This is a genomic window from Acinetobacter sp. P1(2025) (assembly GCF_051390655.1).
GTDB lineage: Bacteria > Pseudomonadota > Gammaproteobacteria > Pseudomonadales > Moraxellaceae > Acinetobacter > Acinetobacter junii.
On the sequence record NZ_JBPKBJ010000004.1, the window covers coordinates 1 to 11,759 of the forward strand.

The window sequence follows — 11,759 nt, forward strand, 5'->3', positions numbered from 1 at the left end:
TGTGCTGAAAAGGCTGCCGACGCATAAAGCGACCCAAATAGAAGAATTACTGCCACATCGCTGGAAATCCAACTCAAATTAAAAAATAGGCATGGGGTTCAGCGGACGCTTACAATTTATCAGAGAGCTATACAAATAAACTTTAAAAAAATAAGCCACATTCTGAGATGAATGTGGCTATATAAATCTTGTGATAGATTTTTGTTATGCTGAAACGTCCGCCTTAGCTAAAGCATCATACAAGGCGTGGACTGAGATCGGTTGAGCTAAACTACTAATCACTTGTCGAATCAATTGCCATGTATAGCCGTTTGCACGATCAAGTAATAAGAATGGATAGGCTTGATCTTCAGAGGAAAGTTTGATGCGTTCTAAGCCATGTATCACACGAATTTTTTGACGTTCTTTTAACAGAATAATTGGTGTAAGGAAATTAGCCGCTGTTTCATCAAAAGGAATGAACTTCTGTGTATTTATAAATGATGCTGGAATATATGGATAGGCATCTTCATCACGTTGCCAAACTGTATGACCATTCATGATGCATTCATTAAACAACGTTTCATGTTGATGATAGTGCTGCTTAAAGGTCGTCCAATGTGTCTGATGTATGGAGCTGGTACGCGTATGGCGTTGATCAGTGTAGGTTTGTAAAACACTCGTTGCATATTCAACGCTGTGTGTACCAATTAAGACAACATAATGTGAAAATTGACCTTGTGCATAGAGTTGTTCAGCTAAAAAGATTTGAGCTGTTTCCCAAATTGGTTGTTCATCATTTTCAGCTTTTAAATATAACCAATCAATTTTAATGTTTTGATCAATCTCATCATGTAGATCTACATGATACAAAGATGGAAAAACTTTTGGATCTACACGTTCAAGTCGGCAAACTAAACCATCTAGATTAAATTCTGTATTTAGAGGTTTAATTTTTTCTAGATTCGCAGTCGGTCGAGAAGCGGATTTAAAACTTGGTTTTGGTCTGCTTGCAACTGATGGTGTCGAAGGTGCAATTGGTGGTGCAGTTTGTAATTTTTCTTGAATAATCGCTTCAAGCTGTGCATCGAAATTCGCAGTTTTCTCTTTAAGCACCGTTAACACATCCTTGGTTTCAGTTTGAGTTGCCTTTGTTGTTGAATCTAACCCAGCTTCACTGATTGGTTCTAAGATTGGAATGATTTGTTTTAGCTGCTCATCAGTTTTGACATATTGCTTAGCGTGTTTAGTTAACCATTCTAAAGCTTCTTTGCTTGAGTCCATCCACGGACTTTTCAAAAATGATAAAGCAGGGCGAACCACCCATACTTGCCAATGATTAGCTTGGCGTAAGGTTGCCCATCCCATATCAGGAGCAGCAAATAAAGCATGCTCAATTTTTTCTGAGAAGTTATATGTGCCGTAATAAGTCATCGAAAAACCATATGCAGCAAGTTCCTCAGATGGGACTTCTTCTTGTTGTATATATTGTTTGAACTGCGCTAATTCTTCTTGAAAAAGAGGGTCATTACATGATGCACAAATGTCTTTAATTCTTTTTTTTGATTTGGCAATTTCAAAAAGCGAAGCTTTATTATCATTAAGCCCAACAATAAGATGTTTGAGCTCATCAACCAATAATGCTTTCTCTAATACGTCCATTGCTTATTTCCTTAGAGATAGGCTTGAGCCTGTTTTAAATAATAAGTAAGTACAACATTGACAGCATCTTCAAGCAATTTGTATTCAGTCGTGGTTGCCAAAGTGTGCTGTTTTGCCAATGATACAAGCTGTTCTACACATATTTGTTCTGGTTGAATCTGACCGTTTATTAAGGCTTGTAACTCTTGCATTTCCATAACAAAAGATTGTCACTTTATGACGATTATAGAAGAAAAATGCGTAAAATCTATAGTGCCTAAGTTATTCAAATTCTGTATTTAAATTTGCTAAATCGAGATTTAGATCATACTTTTAGCTTTAAAACTGCTACGTATTAAAAGATAGAATCGGATAATTAGATGGCTATACACAAAGATATCTATAAATTTAAATTCTTTATGTGAGCTTCATCACAAAGCCTGTAGTCAAAACTTGATCAAAGTAATTACAGGATTTGTTTCATATTATTTAGTGCAATAAAAATGCCTGATTTGTGATCAATAATGATTGGAATTGTATTGATTTTTACATGCGTGAAACGCATAGGTTTCGGGGTGAACCGAAACCTATGTGATGAATGATGTCTTAATGTTTGATTTCACAACATTCATCATTACATTGAGCTGAGTTGTCCTGCTCAATGCTTTCTACTGATGAGGTTTGTGCTTGTTGAAGTGCTTGTAAAAAGATTTCTCGAGGCTGTGCGCCTGAAAGAGCAAGTTTCTGATCAAAAACAAAGAAAGGAACGCCTGTGACCTTCAATTGCTCATGTGCAATTTTTTCATCATGACGTACAAAGTCAGCTAATTCATCTGAATCTAACACGTATTCAACTTCAGCATTGTCTAAACCAATACGCGAAGCAATTTCCTCAACAACTTCTCGCTCACCAATCGCCAAACCTTCAGTCATATAAGCATGGAAAAAAGCTTCTTTTGCTTCATTACCTAAACCTTTGCTTTGTGCCAAATGAATGATGCGGTGAGCGTTAAAACTATTCCCAGAGTTGGCTTTTTGCCATTGGAAATCGATGCCTTCAGTCGCTGCCATAGCGGCGACATTACGCTCCATTTCTTCCATCTCTGCATAACTACGTCCATACTTTTGCGCGAGACGTTCAGTATTTGAAACCTCGTGTTTTGTAGGGGCGTCAGGATCAAGTTCAAAGCTATGCCAATGAATATCTAGCTCAATGCCTGCTTGTTCAGCTACATGTTCAAGACGCTTTTTTCCGATGTAACAGAAAGGACAAACTACATCTGACCAAATATCAACGCGCATAAAATTTCTCTTCAATTATCGTTAAAAGAGATAATAGGGGCGTAGTTGCTGAATTTAAAGCGATTAAAATGTAATGCTCCGTTACGAGAAGTGAAATAAAAACTATATATATTGTTTTCTTATTGATTAAACTGACTTTAACAACAAAAAAATAAAATGAAGCTAGGGAGGCTTTATGCGCCGTATTTTAATGATTCTCGGTGTGATCGTGGTATGTATAGGGGCATTTTTCATCTATCAAAATAATTCAAAACAGCGAACAATTCAAAATCAGAAAATGTTTGATGTCGTGATGGCAGAAAAAATGCGTGAGCTATATATCCAAACACAGGATTGGTCAACGCCCGTACAATTGGAGGTTGAGGATGATCGGCTATCTGGTGATTATCAGTTGATGTCGGAGTTTCTACTGAATTATTGGAAGGAGAATATTGAGGCGCGTAATCACTATTTACGTCAATTAAAAGCAGCGCAGTGGGATGCATTTTTAGATGTAGAAAGATTGGAGCGTGATAGTAAATCAAACTATAAAGAAACAGAGCAAATGTTTAGCGATGTTCGCCGTGCATCATTAGAGTACGATAAAAAGCGTCAGCAGATACAATCTCAAGCTTTAGCTGATGCCAAAGAACTTTCTCTAGATGCTGAGTTACAGCAACGCCTACAACAAAAACTCGCTAAGAATCTGCATGTTGATCCAGCTCAAGATATTTTTGCTATAGAACAGCAAATCATTGAGAAAGCTCAAGCGATGTTTGATTTGTTAAAAAAATATGAATGGCAGCGACAAGGAAAACTTATTTTGTTTCATGAATCTGCTCAAGTCCGCAAATTCAATACGTTATACCAAGATGTTTTAAAGCTAAATGCTCAAATAGAGAAAATTAAAAATAACAATGTTGCTGTTTTAGAAAAAGAGCTCTAGGTTATTTAGACGATAATGGTTTGAACTAAATTAAAAGTTTTTGAGGAGAGCTGACGTTAAAAACATGAATCTATGGCAACTTTTTAGCAAAGTTCGACCTTTTGTGAAGCCTTACAGACTATTGGTGATAATCACCTTAATCCTGACTTTGATTGGAGCATTGACCGCTCAGGTTAATGCTTTAACGCTGCAATATGCTGTTGATCAAATCAATCGTTTAGTAGAAGCGGGAGATGGTCTTACTCAAGGTTGGCATATTTTAGTAACGATCAGTGTTATTTTACTTAGTAAAGAAATTATCAGTACTTTGATTCAGTTTGGGCAAAAGTTATTTGGTGAGCGTCTCAGAATTATGGTTTCACAAGATGTTGCCCAAGCAATTATTGAGAAATTTCTGACCTATCGGCTTTCATTTTTCACTCAAGATGACAATCAAGCGGGAAAATTACAAACTCGTATTGATCGTGGTATTGGTTCGATTACACGTTTGATTCAAATCTTCTTTATCGACATTTTGCCTTTATTCAGTAGCGCGATTCTCGCATTGGGTTTGATGTTCTATGCTAATTTTTGGATCGGACTAGTCGCCCTAAGTATCGTGCCGATTTATTTTTGGTTGACCTTTAAACAAGCGCAGAAATTAGGTGGAGTAAGACGGAGTTTAAGAGATGGTCGTGAGCGGAAAAGTCAGGGTATTCTGAGTATTATTAATTCGATCACAGTCATTAAGTCGTTTAACCGTGAACAAGTTGAAGCTGAAAAACAACTGATCTTACAAAAGCAGCTTACCGATAATCAGATGCACACGCGTCAAATTAGTTTTATTTTTGATGGCGTTAAAACTTTTACTGAGCAAATTGGGATCGTTTTTATCATTATCCTCACCGCGTATTTTGTGTTGATTGGCGACATGAGTATCGGGATGATTATGTTTCATATTTTGCTATTTAATAATGTTTCAGCTCCTATTCGCTCATTGCATCGTATTTATGATGAGGTCAATGATGCCATGATTTATGCGGAAAGCTTTTTTCAGATTCTTGAAGCGGATAATGAGATTGAAACCTCAGGACAGCAGAAACCTTCACAACTCAGTGGAAAGTTTGAGTTAAAACAGGTCGATTTCTTCTATCCAAATGGTCATCATGCGCTTAAAGAAATTAGTATGACCATACAACCCAATAAAATTACAGCACTGGTGGGATTATCTGGTGCAGGCAAATCGACTTTAATCAGCTTATTGGATAAATTTTATTTACCGCAGACAGGACAAATTCTGTTGGATGGTATTGATTTGAATGATATGGATACTCAATATTTGCGAGATCATATTGGTTTGGTGCTGCAAAAAAATCATATCTTTCAGGGCACGATACAAGACAATATTTGCTATGGAAAAATGGATGCAAGTGAAGACGAAATTATCCAAGCCGCTAAAAAAGCATCGATCCATGAGCAAATTTTAAAGTTACCTAAAGGTTATCAATCTGATGCATTGTTATTGTCGGGCGGACAACAGCAACGAATCGCAATAGCACGTATGTTTCTTAAAGATCCACCGATTATTTTTCTAGATGAACCGACAGCGAGTTTGGATGCAATCGCAACAGAGCAGATTAAGCACAGTTTAGATGAAATCAAACAAGGGCGAACTGTGATTATTATCTCTCATAGTCTTTCTCAGATTATTGATGCTGACTACACGTATGTCATGCAAGATGGTGCCATTGTTGAGCATGGTGAACATCATCAACTTTATCAGCAACAAGGGGTATATAAAGATATTTTTGATGCGATGGCAAAAAGCCTAAATATCGAAAAGATCGCTAAAACTTTTGATAATGAAGGCGAAGAAGAAACACATAGTTGATATGACGCATTGATTTAGAATCAACATAGTAGGAAGGTCTTTGAGCATCTTTCAGAACAATGATCAAAGACCTATTTTTTATTTAATCAAAAATCTTTTCAGCTGCTTGGAACGGTAAGCTCACTACGTCAATCGCCACTGCAAATGGCAACAAAACGAGTTTTTCAAAAGGATTCATACCTGATTTAGAGCTATAAGTTTCTTGTTTGTGGGTATAAATCGAGACTTGATAAGGTTTACTCAATGCTTTTAATGAACTGAGATTATTTGCAGCAGGGTAGACTACCCCCGCCAATTTAATATCAAAACAAAAGCGTTGCGCTTGCATACGTTCGTCACTAGATGATGAACATTCTTTGGCACCATTCTCTATGAAAAATTCTAAGTCCCTTTTGCTCAGGTCTTCTTTAAGTTTTACATAAGACAGCGGCAATGTACCTGAGAAATTTCCATCATTCTTTTCCGAATAGAAGTTGAGTTCTCTGGTGATTTGAATGTTTTTAGGATCAAGTTTATTGATCAAAGTGACAAACTGAGTGCTGCCTTGCGTCAGGATATAACTGTTTTTTTGCCCTGCAATCACAATACTGTCTTTCGGTAAGTTGACAGATGCTTGCGCAGGTCGTCCGAACGCAATGACATTGTCTTCAACTAACATGACACGTTCAGTACGGGTATATGTTTTACTGTCTTTAGTAATAAGGGTTTTAGTTGCACATCCAGTTAAAGCAACGCCTGTTAGCATGCAGATCATTGTTATTTTTGCTGATGTTGAAGACATCCATTTACTCCTAATATTTTGAATTTTAAATTTAAAAAAGAACAAAAAGTATGAAAATAGCTCTTAGGACAATAATCAAAAAAGGCGATATATGCGAGGTTTTTTGGCGTTGAAATTTGATTTTTTACAAACATCTAACAGATGAGTCTATTTTAATTTTTTTTATCTAAAGTTTAAAATTTTAATGAAATTTACCGTTTATCTGACCTCTGCTGAATAAAACAGCACTTTGTTGTAGCCTATAGGGTAGATGCTTTTATTTAATCTCATCACGGATTTGATGACTGAGTTTTGGAGCAGAAATGAACTTACTCAAACGATCATTGCTGATTACGATGTTAACTTATATCGGTATTTCAACTGTTCAAGCCGAAGAACAGGTAGGTTCTTTGCCTACGATTCGGATCATGGCAGAATCAGAGCTACGTGATGAGGTTGGATTGGTTCCTTTTCAGGAAGATATCAAAGTCCGTCAAGCCCTGCAACATTATATAAACAAGCAGCAGACTGATATTCAAAATGCTCAACTCACCGAAGTCACAACTTCGATGGATTATCAGCCGAGAACCGTACAACCTGATTTATCTCAAGTTTCACCTTTTTTAGAAGATTATATTATGGCTGTTGCGATGGGCTTTCAGTCATCTAATCCAAGTAATGGGGTCTTCAAAATGTTAGAACCCCTCAATATTAATCGGGATAATGCGAATGCATTTCGTGAAGGCACAATAAAAGTAAGTTTGGATGATCTATTAAAATTACAACAACAAATTGAAGCGGGTTTGAAAACACCTCAGAACTTTCTAACACGTTAACTTAAATCATATGTTGAGATAAAAAATCCCCGTAATAGTACGGGGATTTTTTTATTTATTCTTTTATATATCGCTCAAAAATTGCAGAAAAATCATAGTTTTCAATCTTTTTACGATGCTCCGTCAGTTTTGTTTCAACTTGAATCGTTGTTTGCGAAATGATACTTGGTAAATTTAATAACACTTGCTCAGGAAGTTCACGCAACGAGAACATATTATTTACAGCTTGTTGTGTTGAAAAAAGCAATGATGATTGGCGCTCGATTTCTTTACAAGCCTCACCAATGCTAAACAGTGCTTTATATAAATCGCGCACTTTTTCAATTTGTGATTTTTCAATATCAATTGAATATGCTGCACCGCCTAGATGGAACTTGAGTTCTACATCACGGTCTACTGTACCTGCAGTTTCGAGCTGAACATGACTGATTTGATAATGTTTGTAGGGATATCGGTTTAAAGTACGTTTTTTACTTACAGCACTTGTACCATCGAGATGAATGAAAGCAGAGTTTGTGAAACAATATTCATCAGTTTTGGCTTTGATTAGGAAAAAGATTTTTTCGTTATCTTCATGAAAAATATAGTCATCAATATCTGTTTTGTCATAGTCTCTTGGTTCGATGATCCGACCAATGTCGCTTGTCCCCATTAAATCTGCTGCCATATTTTTAAACATTGTTAGAGCCTTATAATTTTTGGAAATCCGATATTAATCTGATGCCACTTTGTTTGTCTATAGACTTTTTTGGATGGATCGCTGTTTTAAATTCTCTAATAAATAGAATTGGTTATAAAAAAATCCCCGCACATGGCGGGGATTTTTCTTTTATCTCAGTGTCGATTAAACACGTTCGATAATTGTCGCGATACCTTGACCAAGACCGATACACATAGTCGCAAGACCAATTTGTGTATCTTGTTGTTCCATCACGTTCAACAATGTAGTAGTGATACGAGCACCAGAACAGCCTAATGGGTGACCTAATGCAATCGCACCACCATTCAAGTTGATGATGTCTTGTTTATCATAGATGCCTAAGCCTTTCATTACTGATAAGCCTTGAGCAGCAAATGCTTCGTTTAATTCGATAGTTTGGATATCCGCCATCGTTAAACCAGCACGTTTAAGCGCTTTTTGAGTTGCTGGAACTGGACCGTAACCCATGATCGCAGCATCACATCCTGCAATAGCCATAGAACGAATCACAGCACGTGGTTTTAAACCAAGCGCTTGAGCACGTTCAGCAGACATAACTAACATTGCAGAAGCACCGTCAGAAAGAGCAGAAGAAGTTGCTGCTGTTACTGAACCACCTTTAGGATCGAAAACTGGTTTCAACGCTTTGAATGCTTCAAGGTTTGCGTCAGCACGAATCACTTCGTCGATGTCACAAAGGATTTTGAAACCATTTGCATCATGACCTTCTACACCAACGATTTCGTTTTTAAAACGACCTTCTTGTGTTGCAGCCCATGCACGACGGTGAGATTCAACACCGAACGCATCTTGTTCTTCACGAGAGATACCGTTCATACGACCTAACATTTCAGCAGTTAAGCCCATCATGTTAGATGCTTTTGCATAGTGTTTAGATGCTTCAGGGTTAAGGTCGATGCCGTGCATCATACCTACGTGACCCATATGCTCTACACCACCGATGATGAAGATGTCACCTTGGTTGGTCGCAATTTGTGCAGCAGCAGTATGAAGTGCTTGCATAGAAGAACCACAAAGGCGGTTAACGGTTTGACCGCCAGCAGTCTTTGGAATATCAGCTAATAAACCAATGTTACGAGCAATGTTCATACCTTGCTCTAAAGTTTGGTTTACACAACCCCAAATGATGTCTTCAACTTCGTTGGTATCAAATTGGTTACGAGCAACAAGTGCACGTACTAATTCAGCAGATAAACTGTCGGCACGTACATTGCGGAACATACCGTTACGTGATTTGCCCATGGCAGAACGAACGCCATCAACAATCACAACGTCACGTGGATTTAAAGTAGCCATTCACGTCGCTCCTTAACCGTAGAATTTTTTGTTGTTAGCAGCCATGTCACGCAACATTTGTGGCGCTTCATAAGCTTTACCTAAGTGTGCATATTTGTCGCAAAGCGCAACGTATTCAGCAACACCAGTTTGGTCGATATAACGGCATGGACCACCACGGAATGGAGGGAAACCTACACCCATGATCATCGCCATATCTGCTTCAGAAGCAGTTGCAACGATGTTGTCTTCTAAGCAACGAACTGTTTCGTTACAGAAAGCAAGCATCATACGGTCAATGATTTCTTGTGGATCAAATTCACGTTTTTCGCCAGTCACGAAAGGCGCAATGATTTCGTAAGCTGTTGGGTCAACAGTTTTCGCTTTCTTACCTTTCTTGTCTAACACATATTTGTAGAAACCAACATCGTTCTTTTGACCAAGACGTTTTGCTTCGTACATCGCTTGGATAGAACCTTTGTAATCTGGCTTCATACGGTCAGGGAAACCTTCAGCCATCACTTCTGCGCCATGAACACCTGTATCGATACCAACAACGTCGATCAAGTATGCAGGACCCATAGGCCAACCGAATTTTGCCATTACATTATCAACTTGCTGGAAGTCAGCACCGTCTTTAACGAGTAGGTCGAATGCACCGAAGTAAGGGAACAATACGCGGTTTACCAAGAAACCTGGGCAGTCGTTTACAACGATAGGTGTTTTACCCATTTTCTGAGCAAGAACAACAGTTGTTGCGATTGCTTCATCAGAAGTTTTTTCACCACGAATAACTTCAACCAATGGCATCATGTGTACTGGGTTGAAGAAGTGCATACCAACGAAGTTTTCAGGACGTTGTAATGCTTTCGCAAGGCGTGTAATCGAGATTGTAGATGTGTTAGATGCAATGATCGTGTTTTCACGAACATGCTTTTCTGTATCTGCAAGTACGATTTCTTTAACTTTAGGGTTTTCAGTTACCGCTTCGATCACGATATCTACTTCTTTAAACTCATCGTAGCTTAAAGTAGGACGGATGCGAGCAAGGGTTTCACCCATTTGCGCAGGTTTCATTTTCTTGCGTTCAACTTGCTTCGTTAGCAAGCCATTCGCTTCTTTCATACCTAATGCAAGTTGTGGGTTACCAATATCTTTCATGATGATTGGAGTGCCTTTGCTTGCCGCTTGGTAAGCAATACCACCACCCATAATACCAGCACCTAATACAGCTGCTTGGTTTACAGGATGAGCACCTTTTTCATATTTTTTCGCAGTTTTCTTCACAACTTGATCGTTGATGAATAAACCGATAAGTGCGCCAGCTTGTGGTGTGATCGCAGCTTTAGCGAAACCTTGAGCTTCTGCTTTTAATGCGTCATCACGAGTTGAGCTTGCACCTGCTTGTAATGAGTCAAGCAATAATTTAGGAGCAGGGTATTGTGCAGGATTTGCTTTAGCAAGAACCGCACCTTTCGCTGTATTGAACGCCATCATTTGTTCAAGTGGGTTCAATTTAATTGCGTCTAATTTTTCTTGACGCTTTGCTTTCCAGTTCAAACGACCAGCAAGTGCTTGTTTAACTAAGTCAACAGCAGCTTCTTGAAGTTTGTCAGCAGCAACAACTGCATCTACAGCACCATCTTTAAGCGCAGCAGCTGGCTTCTTAGGATTCGCCATTGCCATCCATTCAACAGCATTGTCGATACCGATCAAACGGCTTAAACGAACGCTACCACCGAAACCAGGATAGATACCAAGTTTGATTTCTGGTAAGCCAACTTGTGCTTGTTCAGACATGACACGGTAGTCACACACTAAGCACATTTCAAAACCGCCACCAAGCGCCATGCCATTGATCGCAGCAACTTTAGGCATTTCTAAATCTTCAAAGCTATTGAAGATTTCGTGTACAGGCATAAGCCAATCAATGATTGCTTGTTCACCAGCAGCGAAATTGTCGCCGAATTCAGTAATGTCAGCACCAACGATAAATGTTGATTTTCCAGAAGTAACAACTAAGCCTTTAATATCGTTATTGGCTTTAACTGCAGCAATTGCTGCTTGGAAGTCTTCAATGGTTGCACGGTTAAATTTATTAACCGACTCACCTTGTAAGTCAAAGCGGAATTCTGCAATTCCGTCCGCAAGCATTTGGACGGTAATGGCATTGCCAGCGTGGATCATGCCTGATCTCCCTTGTTGTGGAGGATTCTGAGTTGATGTCATAAAAGCGTGTGTGTGGATATAGGCACACAAAATGCTTCGCTAATCTTACGATAACTATATCCAAAAAGAACATAACAAGTTGTATCAAGCCGTGACGCTAGGGTCATCTATTGTTTTGATGGATAGCTTTTTGTGATTTTAATTATTTTAAATCAATGGTTTATTGTTGTTTATAATGATGATTGTAAATAAAAAATGCTGAAATGAATAAAATAATCTTC

Annotated in this window: 10 protein-coding genes; 3 read left to right on the forward strand and 7 right to left on the reverse strand. The window is 38.3% G+C overall.

Annotated elements, in window-relative coordinates; all coding sequences use genetic code 11:
* Window positions 1–204 precede the first annotated feature (204 nt).
* From ACSC97_RS01695 to ACSC97_RS01705, 3 genes are all read right to left on the reverse strand, one after another.
* Entirely contained in the window at window positions 205–1,641 is a 1,437-nt protein-coding gene (locus ACSC97_RS01695) for a hypothetical protein (RefSeq protein ID WP_099949308.1), read from the reverse strand.
* A gap of 11 nt (window positions 1,642–1,652) precedes the next feature.
* Window positions 1,653–1,838, reverse strand: a complete 186-nt coding sequence (locus ACSC97_RS01700) for a hypothetical protein (protein ID WP_005403557.1) — start codon at window positions 1,836–1,838, stop codon at window positions 1,653–1,655.
* 388 nt (window positions 1,839–2,226) lie between these two features.
* On the reverse strand, window positions 2,227–2,922 hold the full coding sequence (locus ACSC97_RS01705) for a DsbA family oxidoreductase (RefSeq protein WP_436659004.1): 696 nt from the start codon (window positions 2,920–2,922) through the stop codon (window positions 2,227–2,229).
* A gap of 175 nt (window positions 2,923–3,097) precedes the next feature.
* On the opposite strand from ACSC97_RS01705, the gene ACSC97_RS01710 reads away from it, so the two are divergent.
* Window positions 3,098–3,847 (forward strand): hypothetical protein, encoded by a 750-nt coding sequence (locus ACSC97_RS01710; RefSeq protein WP_436659006.1) that lies wholly within the window; start codon window positions 3,098–3,100, stop codon window positions 3,845–3,847.
* Window positions 3,848–3,911: 64 nt separating this feature from the next.
* The gene (locus ACSC97_RS01715) at window positions 3,912–5,717 is read left to right on the forward strand and encodes an ABC transporter ATP-binding protein (RefSeq protein ID WP_125297391.1); all 1,806 of its coding nucleotides are present in this window, start codon (window positions 3,912–3,914) and stop codon (window positions 5,715–5,717) included.
* Between the two features lie 82 nt (window positions 5,718–5,799).
* Here ACSC97_RS01715 and ACSC97_RS01720 read toward each other — a convergent pair whose 3' ends face one another.
* The gene (locus tag ACSC97_RS01720; protein ID WP_436659008.1) at window positions 5,800–6,498 is read right to left on the reverse strand and encodes a hypothetical protein; all 699 of its coding nucleotides are present in this window, start codon (window positions 6,496–6,498) and stop codon (window positions 5,800–5,802) included.
* 302 nt (window positions 6,499–6,800) lie between these two features.
* On the opposite strand from ACSC97_RS01720, the gene ACSC97_RS01725 reads away from it, so the two are divergent.
* A complete protein-coding gene (locus tag ACSC97_RS01725; RefSeq protein WP_436659010.1) occupies window positions 6,801–7,313 on the forward strand; it encodes a hypothetical protein in 513 nt (170 codons plus the stop codon).
* Window positions 7,314–7,368: 55 nt separating this feature from the next.
* Here the strand turns inward: ACSC97_RS01725 and ACSC97_RS01730 are convergent, their stop codons facing one another.
* The 3 genes from ACSC97_RS01730 to fadB form a co-directional block, all read right to left on the reverse strand.
* Window positions 7,369–7,992: a PH domain-containing protein gene (locus tag ACSC97_RS01730; RefSeq protein WP_004916889.1), complete on the reverse strand. Its 624-nt coding sequence runs from the start codon at window positions 7,990–7,992 to the stop codon at window positions 7,369–7,371.
* Window positions 7,993–8,157: 165 nt separating this feature from the next.
* Window positions 8,158–9,330, reverse strand: a complete 1,173-nt coding sequence (gene fadA / locus ACSC97_RS01735; protein ID WP_005403562.1) for an acetyl-CoA C-acyltransferase FadA — start codon at window positions 9,328–9,330, stop codon at window positions 8,158–8,160.
* Window positions 9,331–9,342: 12 nt separating this feature from the next.
* Window positions 9,343–11,496 carry a fatty acid oxidation complex subunit alpha FadB gene (fadB, locus tag ACSC97_RS01740; RefSeq protein ID WP_004957445.1) on the reverse strand — a complete coding sequence of 718 codons (2,154 nt, stop codon included), beginning with the start codon at window positions 11,494–11,496 and terminating at the stop codon, window positions 9,343–9,345.
* Window positions 11,497–11,759 lie beyond the last annotated feature (263 nt).